This window comes from Streptomyces sp. NPDC091292 (assembly GCF_044757265.1).
Taxonomy (GTDB): domain Bacteria; phylum Actinomycetota; class Actinomycetes; order Streptomycetales; family Streptomycetaceae; genus Streptomyces.
The window spans coordinates 838,167-852,141 of the sequence record NZ_JBIVUQ010000001.1 but is presented as its reverse complement, the minus strand read 5'-3'; the positions used below and the strand labels follow the sequence as shown (position 1 = coordinate 852,141).

Below are 13,975 nucleotides of genomic sequence, written 5' to 3'. Positions count from 1 at the left end.
GGATGCGAGGCACTAGCTCTCACCGCCCACGGTGCGGAGTGCCGACAGGTGGCGGGTGATGCTGGTATCCCGCGCCTGACCCGCTCGGGCTGCTGCGGCCATGACCGTGTCTCGCTGGGCGGTGGCGTCCAGGAGGAGGACGAGGTGGTGGAGGTCGTCACAGAATTCGGCCAGCTCGTCCATCGAAGGCTGGACGTCCTGGCTGGCCGCTTCCCAACTGGTCGACCAGCGGTTCACCGCGTCGGCGCCGAGGGAGAACTGCTCGTTGCTCAACTGAGGTTCGATGAAGCGCGTGATGTCGGTGGAGCGTGCCGAACCCGCCTTGAACGCGATCTCCGTGAGGCGGTCGGACGTGAAGTCTGATCCGTCGGCGAGGAGAGCCAACCCCTCGAACGCTTCCTGTGCTTCCTCCTCGGTCGGTTCGGTGTGAGTGCGCTTACCCCAGGCCCACTGCCACACCGCGATCAGGTGAGCATGGAAGGCGATCTGGATGTCATTTCCGATCGGCTGCGCAACAGCACGCTTAAGCTCGTCTGCTCGCCGGAACGTCGTCTGTTCAACGTCAGCCACGGGTTCCGCGTTGGGCAGGCTGCTGGTCTTGCCACTGTTGCATTCCACGCAGGCAGTGACGAGGTTGTCAGGCTTGTCGCTGCCGCCGAGGGACGTCGGGATGACGTGGTCGACGTTGAGCTTGACCCGTGGGGCCGTGGCGCCGCAGTAGCGGCAGGCGTGGTTGTCCCGCCGGAGGATCTCGTACCGGAGGCGCTTGGAGACGGCCATCGGGGCTTCTTTCGGTGAGCTTGGACATGCGGAAGCAAGGGCGTCTGGCGGTGCCGGGTCGCACCTGCCACAATACTTTAAAGATTGGTCAGATTGGAAGGATTGGAAATGACTTACACTCTTGCCATGGCTGCTGACCAGGGCATTCAGATCGCGGAGGACGGCGTCGCCGAGGTGTCGATGACCGAGGCGCGTGCGCAACTGACCCGCCTCATCCGCGGGGTCCGTGAGGACGGACGGCCTGGAGCGTTCACGGAGCGTGGTGAACGCCGCGCATACGTTGTGACGCCGGCGATGTTCGACCGGGTCAACAATCAGAGCGAGAAGGAGCGGGCCTTCGCCGAGTTGGTGCGCAAGCTGGACACGCTCTTCCAGGACCCGAAGTTCGCTGCTCGCGTCGCCGAGAAGGATCCCGAGTTGCACGAGGTGCTGGAAGGCGGGGCATACCATCTGCTCCTCTGACGTCACGTCTTGCTCCTCTCCTCCTTGGCCCCGCCACATGGCGGGGCTTTGTCGTGTGTCAGGGCTTGCTGGCGAGGTGCCATCCGTTGCAGGCGCCGCACCGGTATGCGCGGGTTTCGCGTCGCCGCTGGTTGCTGCGGCGCCGGATGACGGCGAGGGCGAGCTGGGCGCCGATACGGTCCCGGTAGCGGCGCTTGCCGGTTGTGCAGCTCATGCGGCGGCCTGCTCGCCGTCGTGGACGGCGCGGCCGTGCAGGAGTCGGATGGCGGTGGCGGCTTGGAGCCGGACGACGCCGTTACCGAGGGCGCGGAGCATGGCGGGCCGGGTGAGGCCGGGGGTGTCGGTGACCCAGCCGTCGGGGAGGCCCATGAGCCATTCGGTGAAGACGGGGCTCAGTCGTCCCAGAGCGTCGGTTGGCCAGGGTGCGGGTCGTCCGAGGACGGCTTCCCAGCGTCGGATGGCGGGTTCGTAATCGCCCCAGTCGAGGTCGGGTTGCCCCGGCCGTAGCTCGAGGACGTCCTCTCGCCGTCCGCCGCTGGCGCCGGAAGGAGTTGCGCCGCCGCGCTCGGCAGCATCAGGTCGCCCTTGCTGCCGCGCTGGTTCGGGCCGCCCTTCGTTCCGTCCGTCGCCCTGGGCGTCGGCAGGAGCCGTACCGCATCGAGGAGCGTCATCCCGTACCCCTCGCTGTACGGCGTCCCGTCCGGACGGAAGTTCGCCGTCGTGCCCGGGAACGATGCCGTCGGCGTGGGCAGCAGCTTCACGGCTATCGCGAGCGGCGTCCCCTGACCGTTCCCGTTGATGCCCTTCGCCAGGTTCCGCTGCCGCCTGGCCTCCCAGGACTCCAGCGACTCCCCGTCGTTCGGGTTCGACGCCGTCGGGGTCGGCAGCAGGTTCACGACGACCTCGTTCAGCGGCCGGGAGTTCCGGTCCATCAGGTTCGACTCCCCCGACTTCCAGTCCCGCGCGGCCGGCGTCGGCAGCAGCGAGATCGCCGTCCGCAGGTCCGGGCCGCCCGTCCCGTGCACTCCGGCCCCGTTCGTGTCCGAGGTCCGCGGCGTCGGCAACAGCTTCCGCGTCTCGTCCCGCAGCCCCCAGCCCGCCGAGGACCCGCGGTCCGTCCCACCGTCCGAGGCGACCGGGGTCGACAGCAGCCGGCCAGGCGTAGACGAAGACCCGCTTCCGGGCGTGGGGAGCGCCGACCTCCGACGCTGCCACGCGCGCCCACTCCGCATGGAACCCGAGGCTGGCCAGGTCTCCGAGAACGGCTCCAAGAGCTCGAAGAACCCGTCCTGTTCCGGCGTCCTGGTCCACAGCCTCAGTTCCGGATTCCAGTCCACGGTCAGCTTCCGCCGAGAGGAGCCCTTCGACATTTTCGATCACCACCAGACGGGGTCGCAGTTCATGGATAGCGCGGGCCATGTGGGCCCACAGGCCGGACCGGGAGTCGGCGGTCAGGCCGGCTCGCATTCCGGCGGAAGACACGTCCTGGCAGGGGAACCCGCCTGTGAGGATGTCGACGGGCCCGTGCTCCTCGATGACGGACAACCAGTCGACGGTTGTGATGTCGCCCAAGTTCGGCACGGTGGGCCAGTGCCGGGCCAGTATCTTCGCCGCATACTGGTGCTTGTCCTCCTTGCCGTTCTTGTCCGGCGGTTCGAACTGCGAGTGCCAGACCACCTCGGCGTCGAAGACGTCCATCGCGGCCAGGTCCAAGGCCCCGGTGCCGGTGAACAGGGATCCGATGCGGTAGCTCATGCCGCCACCTCCATTTGGTCCTGGGGGTGTTCGCGGAGTGCCCGGTCGATGGAGAAGAGGGAGACGCCTAGGCGGTCTGCGGCCTGTTCCCGGTTGAGCCGCCCCGCAGTGATGAGCCAGTGGGCTTCTTCAGCGATGATCTCGGCGCGGAGCTTCTTGTACTCGGGCCGGAAGTGAGGGTCGTCGATGACGTCCATACGATCCGCCCAGTAGGCGGTGGGCGGCCACTGTCGTGAGGCGGCCATGTTGCGGGACTGCTTGAAGTGTTTCGGGTTGACGCCGTGTCGGGCCGGTTTGGTGGTGGCGAGCCGGTCGAAGGCGTCGGAGACTTTCGCGGCGGTGGTGGCCCGTACCTTTTGGCCGTTGTGGCTGCGCTGGGTGAGCGCGTGGACGTAGGTGTGGTAGACCCCGATGTGGTCGGCCAGGTGTGCCATGGGCCACCCGTCGGCGACGAGTGCCTCGATGCGGCGCCCGGTTCCAGTGGGGTCGATGTAGGTGGGTGCCGTGTTGGCCGGGTCGATGGCGAGGACGGCGGCGGCGATCTCGGGGCGGACGGTGTGTCGGACGGGGCGGTGGAAGAGGGGGTGGAGGGAGCAGCCGCGGACGCCTGCGAGGGTCGCTGCCTGCCGGATGCTGATGCCGTGCTCTTTGAGCGTGCGGAGGTGCTGGCGGACGGGTTCGGCGTCGACGTGGGGCTGCCACTGGCCGGCCCGCTTGGCGCGGGTCCGGTTGCGGTTCCACTCCCTGTACCGTTCGGCGCATTCGGGGAGGCGGCAGCCGTAGTTGACGTAGCAGGTGAGCGTGCGGTGGTGGGGGGCTTCGCGGACAGCGGTGGTCACGGTTGCTCCTTCCGGTCCTGTCGCGTGGTGCCATCGGCCCCGTGGCGGAGGCGGTTGGCGAGTGCGCCGATTCCGGCGCCGACGGCGAAGGCGGCGCTCGCGGCGAGCCAGATCAGGCCGAGGTTGATGTGGTTGACGAGGTCCATCAGGCGGCCCGCTTCTCGGCTCGGGCGGCAGCGCGGGCCTCGCGGCGAGCGAGCGCTACGGCTTGCCGCTGGCCGATGGGGACGCCGATCCATACGTGGACGAGGGACTGCCTGGCGCGTGCGGAGCCGCCGTAGCCGTGATGCCGGATGATCCCGTCGTTGAGGAGCCGGCCAGGGAGCCTCCCCCACTGCGTTTTGGGCTGCGGCGGGTCGGGGAGCCGGTGCCTGCGGGCGATCTGGTCGACGGTGAACGGCTGGCCGCTGTCTGCGGCGGCAACGAACGTTTTCCAGACTTCGTCGACCCAGGCTTCGTAGTCGTCGATGCGGCGGCGGGACTTCGCCGGGGCGGGGGCGGCGAGTTCGGCGCCGTCGAACGCGGGCTGTATGTAGGTCACCAGACGCTCCTCGTCACGTCGTAGTCCGGCTCCGGGGCGATAGCGGCAGCGGCCCAAGCGTCACGGTCGGCGCTTGGCTTGCCGGGCCTGACCTGCTGGCCTGCGGTCACGGCGGCGAGGGCGAGAGTCGCGTGGACCTGGGCGGCGGCCAGGATGTTGGTGGTCATCCGGTCATCCGTCTGGACGTCGCCGTCGTTGTCAGTGGCCTGGCCGAGGAGGCGTTCGGCCTCGCGGTAGTGCTCGGGTCCTGTCACGGTGTGGTCTCCTGGTTCTGGGAGCCGCTCGCAATACGAGTGCGAGCGGCTCCCGATCGGGGTGGGCTACTGCTGGGCGTTCTTGAGCGCGGTGCCGCGCTCCTTGATGAAGGCGCCGAGGCTGGTCGGCTGGCCGGTCTGCGGATGGAGCAGCGGGGTGGCGAGGGCGCCATGGGACTCGGCGTCCCGGTACGTGGCCAGCAAGCTTTCCGGGGTCGCTTCGGCGGCGGTCGCGGCATCGATCCACGCGGAGGCGTCGACTGCTTCGGCGCCATCGTTGAGCCAGTCGAGGAGCGGCTTGGCCACGTCGATTGCCCCGGTCGGCTCCTTGATGACCTTGCGGTGCAGGTCGGGGCAGCGGGACTTCAGGACGGTGAGCGTGTTGTCGATGTCCATGGAGCAGACGAGTCCGAACTCGTACTCGACGCCCTTGCGCTGCTCGGCGCGCATCCCCATCGCGACGGGCTCCTTGCGCCCCCGGTCGTTCTCTTGCAGAACCCACTCGGTGTGGGAGCGCATCGTGACGACGACGTGCCCGGGGTAGGCGAGGAGGGCTTCGATCATGTCGTTCTGCATGGGCGTGCCCTCCTTCCAGCCTGCGAAGGAGTTCCCGCCGTAGCGGGTCTTGGCCTTGTCGACCTGCTGGAGGGTGCCGTCGGTGCCTTTCCAGAAGTGGGAGAGGCTGTCGACCATGACGACTGGGTAGTTGTGCTGGGCTGCGGCGGCGAGGGCTTTGACGAGGTCGCGGGGGTCGTAGCGGTTCATTTGTAGGACGTCGAACTGGATGCCGTTGATGCCGACGTACAGGGAGGCGGCGCCGCGTTCGGTGTCGATGACGGCGAACCGCTGGCCTTCGGCGAGTCCCTGGGAGATGGACAGGCCGGTCCAGGTCTTGCCGGAGCCGGAGACGCCCTGGACGGCGACACGGGCCTTGGCCTTGTCCTTGGTGGCGGGGCGGAAGGCGAACGCGCCGTCCTCGTAGTCGTCGGTCTGCTGGTTTTGCCGTCCGGCACGGACGGGCTGGCCGAGGGGCTGATTCATGCGGGTTCTCCTAGGCGTACTGGCGCTCAACCCAGGCGGGGAGCGAGATCATCGGATTGGGGAGGTAGCCGGGCCACTCGCCGCGCTCGCGGCAGATGGCGTAGGTGTTGAGGGCGACCTCGTTGAGGTGGCGGCCGATACCGCGGGCCATCGGGTCGCACGTCGTCACGACGACGAGGTACGGCGGTTCCTTCTCCTGGAGCACGAACTGCATGGGCCGCTCGGGGTCGATCAGATCGAGGGCGGAGCCGGCGGCTTCGTACCAGTCCTGCTGCTGGGGGTATCCGTGCTCGTGGAATGCCTTCTCCAGGTCTTCGCGGCGGCAGGAGCGAGCCGACTTGTAGTCGACGAGCTGGCCGTCGTTGCGGAGCCAGTCGAAGCGGGCCCGCCGCCAGACGCTGTTGTCCTCCCAGAGCGCGGACTGCTCGGCGACTCCGGAGCCGGGCTCAAGGAGACGGGATGCCTCCGGGTCCTTCCTCAGTTCGGCGGCCATGGCTTCGACCTGCTCCAGCTCGGGCCGCTTGAGCGGGATGTTGCCCTCGGCGCGGACCGCAGCGACCTCGGCTCTGATGGCGTTTGTGTCCCAGCGCGGGGCGTCAATGAGGATCAGTTCGGGTCCGTCGTCGAGGACGAGCCGGTGGGCCGCGGTGCCGAGGTCGAGGGCCTTCTTCGGCGGTTCGGGGTTGTCGAGCCAGTGCTTGAACTTGGCAGGGCAGTCCTTGACGAGCTTCCGGGCGCCGGTGGAGGAGAGGCTGCCGCCCGGGATCGGGTCGGAGTGGTAGGTCTCGGCGTCAACGTTGTACAGACCCGGCTCCACCTCGGCCGGCGCCTCCGCCACGGCGGTCACTGGGCACCGCCGTGGGTACGGGAGAGCGACTCGCCTGCCATCTGCGCGAGTTGCTCGTCGGAGGCGGCGTAGAAGGCGTCGGGGGTGGTGACGGCGTCCCACACGTCGCGGGCCCAGCGGGCGTCACCAAGCGCGGTGTGCGCGACGTCCTTCGCTGGCGGGTCGATTTCGACGTGCCTGGAGACTTCGTAGGACTTCCAGGGCCAGCCGATGGCCTTGGTGACCTTGTCGTACCAGGTGGCGTCGCAGTCCTTGTGGGTCCATTCGCTGGCCCGTCCGTAGAGGGCGCCGACGGCGAGGGTTGTGGTGTCGATGGTGCGGTAGTGCCAGGGCTTGGCGACTTCGTAGTAGCGGGCGAACAGGTTGCGGATCATGTCGGCGTCGAAGCTGGGGTTGGAGCCGATGAGGACGGCGCCGTTGAGGAGGTGGTACATGCGGGTCGCCGCGGTGTGCGGGTCGTCCCATGTCCACCCGGGTGTGCTGGTCCGCTCGTGGTACCGGTTGATCTCCAGTGCCTTCGGTTCGGCGTTGGTGAGGTCGGGCCGGATTTGGAAGGTGTGCTCGATGTCCTGGCCGTCGCGGCGGACGATCAGCGCGAACTCCCACGCGTCGTGCATGACCGGGTCCAGGCCCGTGGTTTCCGTGTCGCAGAACACCAGTGGCGGTGCGGGCTTTGTGGTGCTTTCGGTGCTCATGGTTCTCGCTTTCGGGTGTGGTTGATGAGGGCCAGCTCCCCAGGCGGGGGCCCCGGGGAGCTGGCCCTTGGGGCGGCGCGGAGTCGGGGGTCTCGACGCGCCGCCGGTCTGTGGTTGTTGGGCGCCGCCTCGCCGGCCGGGTGGCATCCGGCGCGGCGGCGGGTTCAGGCGGCCTGGTAGCTGGGCTGGTCGAGGATGGGGAGTGCCTGTGTGGTGTCGTTGCTGGTGTCGCGGTGCGGGACTGGCGGCACGTAGGGCAGGACGACGACGGGCGAGTACGGGCGGACGAGGGCGGTCGGCACGGTGGTGATGCGGGGGCGGGCGTTGATGACGGCCTGCCGGAGCCGCTGCTGTTCGGCCTTGGCGCGGATCGTTGCGCGGCGCCACTCTTCGTTCGCTGCTGTCACTGCGGCGAGTTCGGCGCGGAGTTGCGCGACGAGGATGGCGTCCCGGCATCCGCGTACCAGCACGGCGTGGGCATCCCGTTCGCGCAGTCCGAAGTAGGTGGCGGTGTGCTTACCGGTCGATCTGGTGGCGGTGCTCATGCTCAGCTCCCAACGCAGGTGCAGTGGTTCGGGTCGGGCCGCCCGTGGCAGTCGTCGCAGGCGGTGGCCGTGTCGGGGTCGGGTGTCGGGTGGTAGGTGGCGGTGAGGAGCCCGGCGGCGATCAGGCCGATCCCGATGGCGATCAGCTCCGGGGCCGTCACGACGCGGCCCGGTGTTCGCAGCGGCCGAGCAGACAGAGTTCGGCGCGCTGCTTCCACTCGGCGTGGGTGACCAGCTCGTGCCGGTAGCCCTCCGATGCCTCGCGGCGTCGGTCACGGACCCGAGGCGTGAACTGCTTGTGCGCGTCCTCGGCGAGCAGCCCGACGTAGTCACCGAGGGCCGAACCCACCACGCAGCCATGCGGGTTGATGCGGATCCAGAACGTGCGAGCAGCGATGCGTTCGGCGCGGATCGCTGTCACGCAATCCGGGTGGCCAAGAGCTTGGAGGGCCCAGGACCGGTTGTCGGCGATGTCGCGGCAGTCGACACAGGCGGTGGTCATGTCCCCTCCCCCACCAGCTCATCGGGGATGTCGATGAGTCCGGCTTCGATGGACGCGATCAGGCCGGGGTCGGTGATCCATTCCGGGACACGGCTCTTGGTGATGCCGAGGCCGGAGAGGAGGCCGGGCAGGACGACCGGGTCGGCGGTGTCCGGGGTGGGCGGGAGGTCGAGGATGCTCACGACGCCTCCCGGTGGCTCTGGTCGGCCTGCCACGGGGTGAGCGTGTTGGTGGCCGCGTACCAGGTTTGGGTGCGGTTCCAGTCCGCCGTCGGGAAGGCGCCCTGCACGAGGGAGGCGATGTCGCGGGATCCGCCCGGCGGGAGCGGCAGTTGCGTTCCGTCACCGGCCCGAGCGACGGCGAGGAACTTCCGTCCAGCAGGGCCGGCGCTGTCCGTCCACATGGACATCAGCAGGATCGAGGCCGCATCTGGGGCGATCTGGGCGATCCGGTGCGGCAACTGCGTCGTGTGCCGGCGGCGGCGGCCCGCTGACGCCTTCCGGGTATGGTCGGAACGAGCCTCGGTCGCCATCACGCCACCGCCTCGTCACGCCGGTAGCGGCGGTATGCGGGCCGGGTGACGCCGTCTTCGGCGTCGACCTGCGCGGCCACATCCGGCTCGTCGTTCTCCGCGTCGAGGGTCCACAGGATCCGGTCCAGGCTGGACTTCAGAGCCGTGTGGGATCGGATGAGCGCAACGTGGTCGTGGATGCTGGTCGTCTGCGCCGATGCCAACTGCTCGCGTGCGTCGGCCAGGGCGGCATCCAGGAGTGCGGCGTCCAGGAGGCGCGGGGAGGTGGGTGCGGTCATGTCGTGCTCCCGGGAGTCCAGTTGGGGTAGTCGGCGTCGCAGGAGCACGCCTCGGGGTGATCGCATGCGAGGCGGGCGTATGCCGTGTCGGAGGTGTCGACCTGGTGGGCCTGCTCTGCCAGCAGCCGCCGCAGCCGGTCCACGGACACGTCCTGCTGCTGCCGGGCGACGAGCGCGGTCATCTGCTCCCGCAGCGTCGACAACGGGACATCCAGGTCGGAGATCGGGCGCGTCACCGGGCCACCTCCTGGGGGAGCCACTTCAACGCCTCGGCGATTGCGCCACGCGTGGCCTCGTTGTCGTGCATGGGCTCGTTCCAGCCGCAGTTGGCGCACCAGAACTCGGACGGCTCCGGCTTCGGCTGGAACTTCCGGCACAGCTCGCGCGGATTGTCTGGCACGTTCCGGGCTGCGCGCGCCTCCGGGCCGCCGCCCCAGAGCGGCAACGGGTCGACGTGGGTGAGGGCGATGCAGGCGCCGTGCCCGTCGACCCAGACGACGTCGGTGTGGCCGCCGAGGACCTCGGCCTTGCTACGGGTGCGGGTGATGAGCCGCTCGGCGTTCTGGTCGTCCTCCGGACGGACGCCGGGGTACGCGAGAACCGGGGTGCCCACCGGGTAGCGGGCGTTGAACTCGGCGGCGTTCACGCGGCCACCGCCTTGGCGTCCTTGCAGGGCCAGCGGTTACCGCACGCGCACCAGTGGCATCCGTCCGCCGGATCCGGCACCTTGTCGTAGTGCTGCTGCGCTGGGGACTCCCCGACCGTGGTGACGTCGACCCACTCGCGGACCTCGTACTGGCGGGCACCGAATGAGGCGTGCCGCCAGGTGTCGTTCTTCCCGAACCAGCCCCAGGCAGAGATCCGTCCGCTGGTCGGGTGGGTGGTCAGGTACTCGCAGGCGAACCGGTAATCGCCGTGCGCGTAGGTGCGACCGGCCTCGAAGAAGCCCGGATCGGGAATCATCCTCAGGTTGTTCGGACGGACGGCGCCACGGGCGATCTTCGACGCGAGACCCGCAGCCGCGTCGGCTTGTGCCCAGCTCGCGGGAGTGCCTTCAGCCCTGAACTCACGGGCCTTCTTCACCAGCCAGGCGGTGACCTCGGGGTAGTCGGTCACGCCGCACCGCCGTCGCGGACGTCGTCGCCGAGGGCAGTACGCTGGATCGAGGCCACCCGCTCGGGAACCGAAATCGGGTCTTCCCAGCGCATCGCGTTCCGCTCCTCGCGGTCGCAGATGTCCAGCACGCGATTCAGTCGGGACCGCACACCGTGCAGCTCCTCGTAGAGCGCGTAGTACTCGTTGACCATGTCGCTGAGCGCCGAGTTCAGCTCGGCGGCCGACGGGCCCTCGGACCGCATCAGGCGCAGGATCGCGTTCAGGCGGGCTGTCGTGAGGCGGGTCCGGGTAGGCGATACTTGAGGCACGTGAAGCCCCTTTCGTTTCGTGTGTTCTGGTGGGGGTGGATCGGCGACCCTTGGGGTCGCGGGCCCCGGCTGCCGGTGACTCGCCAGAAACCGGCGGTTGGGGCTTAGCCGTCTAGGCGGCGGCCTTGACGGGCTTCGGCGCGGCGAACGGGTCACGGGTGAACTGGGCAGTGATTTCACGAATGTTCAAGCCCGTGAACCAGACACTGTTGCCGTTGTTCACGTGGGTGATCTGTCGGGCGTAAGCCATTTCCTTGAGGCTCCGAGCGGAGAACGGCAACCACTTCGCGGCCTCGGCCGGCTTGTAGTGGAAAAGCTCGCCCTCCGGCGTGCTTGGCGCCGGGATGTTGTCCCGGATCTCGTCCTTCTTGGCCCTGGGGGCGGTCACGTCTTCTCCTTGGGGGTGTCATGAGTGATGTCGTTGGGGGGCACGTTGAGCACCTCCGCGAGCAGGTGGGTGTAGTCGTCGCCGAGCCCGGCGAGCCCGCGTTCTACGCGGGAGAGGTGGCCCTTGTTGATGCCGGTAAGGGTTGACACCGTGCCGAGGCTCATTTTCAGAGCTTGCCGTCTCAGGCGGATGTAATCTCCGTGCGGTCTCACGCTCTGAAACTTAGCCCTCTCAGGCTACGTTGAGCAAGCCCTACGGCTACGTTGAGGCTCTTTTTCTTAGCTCTCGATTGCCCCATACGACACCTACTGCCCGGGAAGTTCCATGCGTCGCATGCAACCCAAGGGCTCTGTTTGCGAGCCAAAGTGCAGGTCAAAAGGCTCAATCCGAGCTACGCGGTTGCATGGGAGTAGTGCATGATGTGGAGACATGGACCGAGATCGAGACCGCTGGGCACGGCTGGGCCGCGCATTCGCGGAAGCGCGCGAGGCGATCGGCCTCTCTCAAGACCAGGTCGCCGGACGGATCGGCGTCACCCGCACCACCATCCAGTCCATCGAACGAGGCCACGTCGGCGGCAAACCGCCGACCAGGGTCACCGGGACGATGCGGGAGTACGCCCGCCTCGTTGGCTGGACCGAAGACTCGATCACCCGCGTCCTCAACGGCAGCAAGCCCGAGCGCGAGCCCACCACTAGCGCATCGCCCGAGCAGAAGGCGCCGTCCGCAGAGCCCTCAGGAGCGGGGCTGCCGGCCGCTGTCGAGTTGGAACTCCGGCAGGGTGAAACTTTGGAGAGCGCCGTACTCCACCTCGGACCGGAGCAGTCTGACGCCCGGGTCGTCGTCGTGTTGAAGGGCTCACCCGACATAACGCCAGAAGAACTGGAGGAGATGATGAAGCAGTGGCGCAAGGCCCGACGCCATCTCCAGAGCCTGGCCGGTGACGGGAAGGCCCCGCCAGCAACGTAGAGAAGATCCTTTTCACGCATACGGCGTGCCTCGTCACAAAGTGTGCTTACATGCTGGGACCACCGAGGGGGGGCACCGCTCGAAGTGGGGGTAAGCATGTTGAGCATGCAGGTGAGGCGCGAGGGTGGTCAGTACTTCGAGCCGTACATCGTCGACCTGGATGACGGCTGTGTCTTCGTGTTCCACGACATCGACATCACCGAAGACGGCGCGTGGTACTTCGCCCAGGCTGTGACGGACCAGGCCGCTAGGTGGCTGCCGCGGACCCCGGAGATGCCGCGGGGTCACATTGTTCCGGTTCTGATCGTTCGCGAGCCCGACCTTCCCGAGGTCTGCGCAATCCACCTTGACGATCGTGCAGAATCGATTCTTTACACCGTCGACGCGGACCTCATGACCGCGCGCGCGGCGGCCGTGATCTCCCGAAAGCTGACCGAGCGCTCCCCACACTGGCATCGTGTCCCCGACAACACGAAGTCGCTGCACGACGCGGTTTGACCAGGGGACATGAGGGGGCACGGCCGTGGCCTACGCGGAGAAGGTCTTCAAGGTCAAGAACGGGAAGACGACCAAGCAATACACCTGGCGGGCCTGCTACAAGAAACCGGACGGCACCAAGGGCACACAGCCCGGATTCCCGACCAAGAAGCTCGCCGAAGACTGGGGAAACCAGCAGGAAGCGGCAATCCGCGCCGGGATCTGGATCGACCCGGCGAAGGCGCTGACCAAATTCGGCGACTGGGTCGAGATCTGGAAGACGGCGAACCATCCGCGTCCAGGGACCATGACGCGCCGCCGACATCTGCTGGACCAGATTCTGCTGCCGGCCTTCGAGCACACGCCGCTCGCCGAGGTGAACAACGTGTTCACGGTGAAGGGCTGGGCGACACGCGCAGCGAAGCCCCAGGGGCGCCATGACCCGAGCACGATCAGCCAGGCACGGAGCCTGCTGAGCACGATCCTCAGCGGCGCGGAGGATGCCGGGTACATCGTTGCGAACAAGCTGTACGGGAGGCGGATCCTCGTGGGTGGGGATCACCATGCGGAAGATGACGAAGAGGTGTGGGCGCAGCCGGATGAGGCATTCCGGCTGTATGAGCGGCTCGGCGGCGTGCACGGTCTGATGGTTCTCGCGGACTGCTATATGGGCCTGCGGTGGGGTGAGCTGACCGGGCTGCACAAGGACAACTGTCTGCTGAAGCGGACGGACAAGATCGACGGGAAGCCGTTTGTGCGTCACGTCCTGCGGATCGACCCGCGTGTCGGCTCGCTGCACGAGGATGAGTTCGAGCTGGGCGAGGAGGAACTCCGGGCCTGGCGGGACGCGGAGGATGCGCGGCTCGCCAGGTGCGTGGAGAAGGGCTGGAAGGCGAATCGGCGCAGGGCGCCGAAGGCTGTGGTGAAGCTGTACGTCGGTCCGCCGAAGAACAAGTACAGCGCGCGTGAGGCGGACGTGCCGCCGTTCCTGGTGCGGCTCCTGGAGGAGCATATTGAGGCGTGGCCGCACGAGTATCCGTTTTCGACGCCGGACGGTTCTTTCTGGCGGCGGGGTAACTTCGGGCGTGTCCTGCGTCCGGCGGCTGACGGGCGCGACGCCTATGCCGGCGCCAGGGGGCACAGGCCGCGTGCAGCGTGGAAACCGGTGCTGTCCGGCTTCACGATGCGTGGGGCGCGGCATACGGCTGACACGTGGATGAAGGACGACGGGGTGGACCGTGCTCTGCGCTTCTTGACTATGGGGTGGGTCCCGAAGGACATTGAGGGGACATACGAGCACGTCACGCCGGAGATGCGGAAGCATAGGCTGGACCGTCTGGAGGCCCGGTGGGTCCGTGGCCGGCGAGTGGCGGAGCAGGGCTCGGATTGAGATCCACGTGAAGTTGATCTCCTAAATTTCCCCTAAATGATCTACCCGGAGCCCCGCAGTGATCTTGCTGCGGGGCTCCGGTGCAGGTCACACCGGGTGGGCGCGGACGGTTTCGAACCGCCGACATCTGCCTTGTAAGGGCAGCGCTCTACCGCTGAGCTACGCGCCCGGGGATGAGTCGACAGCCTACCTTGCCCGCGCCCCGACCCCGCAAACCCGTATCGCGCACGGGAGTCGAGGGGGAACGGACGGCGCA

Annotated in this window: 27 protein-coding genes, 1 tRNA gene and 1 pseudogene; 4 read left to right on the top strand and 25 right to left on the bottom strand. The window is 68.0% G+C overall.

What is annotated here, in order from left to right; translation table 11 throughout:
• Positions 1–12 precede the first annotated feature (12 nt).
• Complete coding sequence (locus ACIQNU_RS04040; protein ID WP_401360618.1) at positions 13–780, bottom strand: HNH endonuclease; 768 nt, start codon at positions 778–780, stop codon at positions 13–15.
• 126 nt (positions 781–906) lie between these two features.
• Here ACIQNU_RS04040 and ACIQNU_RS04035 point away from each other — a divergent pair, with 126 nt between their 5' ends.
• The gene (locus tag ACIQNU_RS04035) at positions 907–1,242 is read left to right on the top strand and encodes a type II toxin-antitoxin system prevent-host-death family antitoxin (protein ID WP_401360616.1); all 336 of its coding nucleotides are present in this window, start codon (positions 907–909) and stop codon (positions 1,240–1,242) included.
• 58 nt (positions 1,243–1,300) lie between these two features.
• On the opposite strand, the gene ACIQNU_RS04030 is transcribed toward ACIQNU_RS04035, so the two are convergent.
• From ACIQNU_RS04030 to ACIQNU_RS03920, 23 genes and pseudogenes are all read right to left on the bottom strand, one after another.
• A complete protein-coding gene (locus ACIQNU_RS04030) occupies positions 1,301–1,456 on the bottom strand; it encodes a hypothetical protein (RefSeq protein WP_401360615.1) in 156 nt (51 codons plus the stop codon).
• The gene (locus tag ACIQNU_RS04025) at positions 1,453–1,611 is read right to left on the bottom strand and encodes a hypothetical protein (RefSeq protein ID WP_401362566.1); all 159 of its coding nucleotides are present in this window, start codon (positions 1,609–1,611) and stop codon (positions 1,453–1,455) included. The genes ACIQNU_RS04030 and ACIQNU_RS04025 overlap by 4 nt, the downstream gene beginning before the upstream one ends.
• A gap of 23 nt (positions 1,612–1,634) precedes the next feature.
• Positions 1,635–2,306, bottom strand: a complete 672-nt coding sequence (locus ACIQNU_RS04020) for a hypothetical protein (protein WP_401362563.1) — start codon at positions 2,304–2,306, stop codon at positions 1,635–1,637.
• Positions 2,307–2,412: 106 nt separating this feature from the next.
• Positions 2,413–2,997 (bottom strand): annotated as a pseudogene (locus tag ACIQNU_RS04015) (DNA cytosine methyltransferase); the annotation flags it as partial.
• Entirely contained in the window at positions 2,994–3,836 is an 843-nt protein-coding gene (locus tag ACIQNU_RS04010; protein ID WP_401360613.1) for a hypothetical protein, read from the bottom strand. The pseudogene ACIQNU_RS04015 and the gene ACIQNU_RS04010, both read right to left, overlap by 4 nt.
• On the bottom strand, positions 3,833–3,982 hold the full coding sequence (locus tag ACIQNU_RS04005; RefSeq protein ID WP_401360611.1) for a hypothetical protein: 150 nt from the start codon (positions 3,980–3,982) through the stop codon (positions 3,833–3,835). The genes ACIQNU_RS04010 and ACIQNU_RS04005 overlap by 4 nt, the downstream gene beginning before the upstream one ends.
• Positions 3,982–4,377 (bottom strand): hypothetical protein, encoded by a 396-nt coding sequence (locus ACIQNU_RS04000; protein WP_401360609.1) that lies wholly within the window; start codon positions 4,375–4,377, stop codon positions 3,982–3,984. The genes ACIQNU_RS04005 and ACIQNU_RS04000 overlap by 1 nt, the downstream gene beginning before the upstream one ends.
• Complete coding sequence (locus tag ACIQNU_RS03995) at positions 4,374–4,631, bottom strand: hypothetical protein (RefSeq protein ID WP_401360607.1); 258 nt, start codon at positions 4,629–4,631, stop codon at positions 4,374–4,376. Before ACIQNU_RS03995 ends, ACIQNU_RS04000 begins: the two co-directional genes overlap by 4 nt.
• 66 nt (positions 4,632–4,697) lie before the next feature.
• Positions 4,698–5,672: an ATP-binding protein gene (locus tag ACIQNU_RS03990; RefSeq protein ID WP_401360605.1), complete on the bottom strand. Its 975-nt coding sequence runs from the start codon at positions 5,670–5,672 to the stop codon at positions 4,698–4,700.
• A gap of 10 nt (positions 5,673–5,682) precedes the next feature.
• Positions 5,683–6,510, bottom strand: a complete 828-nt coding sequence (locus ACIQNU_RS03985) for a PD-(D/E)XK nuclease-like domain-containing protein (RefSeq protein ID WP_401360603.1) — start codon at positions 6,508–6,510, stop codon at positions 5,683–5,685.
• Between the two features lie 5 nt (positions 6,511–6,515).
• Positions 6,516–7,214 carry an exonuclease domain-containing protein gene (locus ACIQNU_RS03980; protein WP_401360601.1) on the bottom strand — a complete coding sequence of 233 codons (699 nt, stop codon included), beginning with the start codon at positions 7,212–7,214 and terminating at the stop codon, positions 6,516–6,518.
• A 164-nt stretch (positions 7,215–7,378) separates the two neighbouring features.
• Positions 7,379–7,759 carry a hypothetical protein gene (locus ACIQNU_RS03975; RefSeq protein WP_401360599.1) on the bottom strand — a complete coding sequence of 127 codons (381 nt, stop codon included), beginning with the start codon at positions 7,757–7,759 and terminating at the stop codon, positions 7,379–7,381.
• A gap of 2 nt (positions 7,760–7,761) precedes the next feature.
• The gene (locus ACIQNU_RS03970; protein WP_401360597.1) at positions 7,762–7,920 is read right to left on the bottom strand and encodes a hypothetical protein; all 159 of its coding nucleotides are present in this window, start codon (positions 7,918–7,920) and stop codon (positions 7,762–7,764) included.
• A complete protein-coding gene (locus tag ACIQNU_RS03965; protein ID WP_401360596.1) occupies positions 7,917–8,261 on the bottom strand; it encodes a hypothetical protein in 345 nt (114 codons plus the stop codon). The genes ACIQNU_RS03970 and ACIQNU_RS03965 overlap by 4 nt, the downstream gene beginning before the upstream one ends.
• Positions 8,258–8,443 carry a hypothetical protein gene (locus ACIQNU_RS03960; RefSeq protein ID WP_401360594.1) on the bottom strand — a complete coding sequence of 62 codons (186 nt, stop codon included), beginning with the start codon at positions 8,441–8,443 and terminating at the stop codon, positions 8,258–8,260. The genes ACIQNU_RS03965 and ACIQNU_RS03960 overlap by 4 nt, the downstream gene beginning before the upstream one ends.
• Positions 8,440–8,793: a hypothetical protein gene (locus ACIQNU_RS03955; RefSeq protein WP_401360592.1), complete on the bottom strand. Its 354-nt coding sequence runs from the start codon at positions 8,791–8,793 to the stop codon at positions 8,440–8,442. The genes ACIQNU_RS03960 and ACIQNU_RS03955 overlap by 4 nt, the downstream gene beginning before the upstream one ends.
• Positions 8,793–9,071: a hypothetical protein gene (locus ACIQNU_RS03950; protein WP_401360590.1), complete on the bottom strand. Its 279-nt coding sequence runs from the start codon at positions 9,069–9,071 to the stop codon at positions 8,793–8,795. The genes ACIQNU_RS03955 and ACIQNU_RS03950 overlap by 1 nt, the downstream gene beginning before the upstream one ends.
• A complete protein-coding gene (locus ACIQNU_RS03945; RefSeq protein ID WP_401360588.1) occupies positions 9,068–9,307 on the bottom strand; it encodes a hypothetical protein in 240 nt (79 codons plus the stop codon). Before ACIQNU_RS03945 ends, ACIQNU_RS03950 begins: the two co-directional genes overlap by 4 nt.
• The gene (locus ACIQNU_RS03940; RefSeq protein ID WP_401360586.1) at positions 9,304–9,717 is read right to left on the bottom strand and encodes a hypothetical protein; all 414 of its coding nucleotides are present in this window, start codon (positions 9,715–9,717) and stop codon (positions 9,304–9,306) included. Before ACIQNU_RS03940 ends, ACIQNU_RS03945 begins: the two co-directional genes overlap by 4 nt.
• Positions 9,714–10,187, bottom strand: coding sequence for a hypothetical protein (locus ACIQNU_RS03935; protein WP_401360584.1), 474 nt, complete (start codon positions 10,185–10,187; stop codon positions 9,714–9,716). Before ACIQNU_RS03935 ends, ACIQNU_RS03940 begins: the two co-directional genes overlap by 4 nt.
• Entirely contained in the window at positions 10,184–10,495 is a 312-nt protein-coding gene (locus tag ACIQNU_RS03930; RefSeq protein ID WP_401360582.1) for a hypothetical protein, read from the bottom strand. Before ACIQNU_RS03930 ends, ACIQNU_RS03935 begins: the two co-directional genes overlap by 4 nt.
• A 112-nt stretch (positions 10,496–10,607) precedes the next feature.
• The gene (locus ACIQNU_RS03925; protein WP_401360580.1) at positions 10,608–10,883 is read right to left on the bottom strand and encodes a hypothetical protein; all 276 of its coding nucleotides are present in this window, start codon (positions 10,881–10,883) and stop codon (positions 10,608–10,610) included.
• Positions 10,880–11,095: a helix-turn-helix domain-containing protein gene (locus tag ACIQNU_RS03920; RefSeq protein WP_401360578.1), complete on the bottom strand. Its 216-nt coding sequence runs from the start codon at positions 11,093–11,095 to the stop codon at positions 10,880–10,882. The genes ACIQNU_RS03925 and ACIQNU_RS03920 overlap by 4 nt, the downstream gene beginning before the upstream one ends.
• A gap of 217 nt (positions 11,096–11,312) precedes the next feature.
• Here ACIQNU_RS03920 and ACIQNU_RS03915 point away from each other — a divergent pair, with 217 nt between their 5' ends.
• The 3 genes from ACIQNU_RS03915 (at position 11,313) to ACIQNU_RS03905 (ending at position 13,719) form a co-directional block, all read left to right on the top strand.
• Positions 11,313–11,852, top strand: a complete 540-nt coding sequence (locus ACIQNU_RS03915) for a helix-turn-helix domain-containing protein (RefSeq protein ID WP_401360577.1) — start codon at positions 11,313–11,315, stop codon at positions 11,850–11,852.
• A gap of 96 nt (positions 11,853–11,948) precedes the next feature.
• Positions 11,949–12,350, top strand: coding sequence for a hypothetical protein (locus tag ACIQNU_RS03910; RefSeq protein ID WP_401360575.1), 402 nt, complete (start codon positions 11,949–11,951; stop codon positions 12,348–12,350).
• Between the two features lie 25 nt (positions 12,351–12,375).
• Positions 12,376–13,719, top strand: coding sequence for a hypothetical protein (locus ACIQNU_RS03905; RefSeq protein WP_401360573.1), 1,344 nt, complete (start codon positions 12,376–12,378; stop codon positions 13,717–13,719).
• A gap of 97 nt (positions 13,720–13,816) precedes the next feature.
• Here the strand turns inward: ACIQNU_RS03905 and ACIQNU_RS03900 are convergent.
• Positions 13,817–13,888 (bottom strand) — tRNA-Val (locus ACIQNU_RS03900).
• Between the last annotated feature and the right edge of the window lie 87 nt (positions 13,889–13,975).

What these genes read in the sequence shown, in the direction of transcription:
- ACIQNU_RS03990 (WP_401360605.1), bottom strand. Translation starts at nt 5,672, where the DNA reads ATGAATCAGCCCCTCGGCCAGCCCGTCCGTGCCGGACGGCAAAACCAG.
- ACIQNU_RS03915 (WP_401360577.1), top strand. Translation starts at nt 11,313, where the DNA reads ATGGACCGAGATCGAGACCGCTGGGCACGGCTGGGCCGCGCATTCGCG.
- ACIQNU_RS03955 (WP_401360592.1), bottom strand. Translation starts at nt 8,793, where the DNA reads ATGGCGACCGAGGCTCGTTCCGACCATACCCGGAAGGCGTCAGCGGGC.
- ACIQNU_RS04040 (WP_401360618.1), bottom strand. Translation starts at nt 780, where the DNA reads ATGGCCGTCTCCAAGCGCCTCCGGTACGAGATCCTCCGGCGGGACAAC.
- ACIQNU_RS03910 (WP_401360575.1), top strand. Translation starts at nt 11,949, where the DNA reads ATGTTGAGCATGCAGGTGAGGCGCGAGGGTGGTCAGTACTTCGAGCCG.
- ACIQNU_RS03950 (WP_401360590.1), bottom strand. Translation starts at nt 9,071, where the DNA reads ATGACCGCACCCACCTCCCCGCGCCTCCTGGACGCCGCACTCCTGGAT.
- ACIQNU_RS04035 (WP_401360616.1), top strand. Translation starts at nt 907, where the DNA reads ATGGCTGCTGACCAGGGCATTCAGATCGCGGAGGACGGCGTCGCCGAG.
- ACIQNU_RS03965 (WP_401360596.1), bottom strand. Translation starts at nt 8,261, where the DNA reads ATGACCACCGCCTGTGTCGACTGCCGCGACATCGCCGACAACCGGTCC.
- ACIQNU_RS04025 (WP_401362566.1), bottom strand. Translation starts at nt 1,611, where the DNA reads ATGGGCCTCCCCGACGGCTGGGTCACCGACACCCCCGGCCTCACCCGG.
- ACIQNU_RS03975 (WP_401360599.1), bottom strand. Translation starts at nt 7,759, where the DNA reads ATGAGCACCGCCACCAGATCGACCGGTAAGCACACCGCCACCTACTTC.
- ACIQNU_RS04005 (WP_401360611.1), bottom strand. Translation starts at nt 3,982, where the DNA reads ATGGACCTCGTCAACCACATCAACCTCGGCCTGATCTGGCTCGCCGCG.
- ACIQNU_RS04030 (WP_401360615.1), bottom strand. Translation starts at nt 1,456, where the DNA reads ATGAGCTGCACAACCGGCAAGCGCCGCTACCGGGACCGTATCGGCGCC.
- ACIQNU_RS03980 (WP_401360601.1), bottom strand. Translation starts at nt 7,214, where the DNA reads ATGAGCACCGAAAGCACCACAAAGCCCGCACCGCCACTGGTGTTCTGC.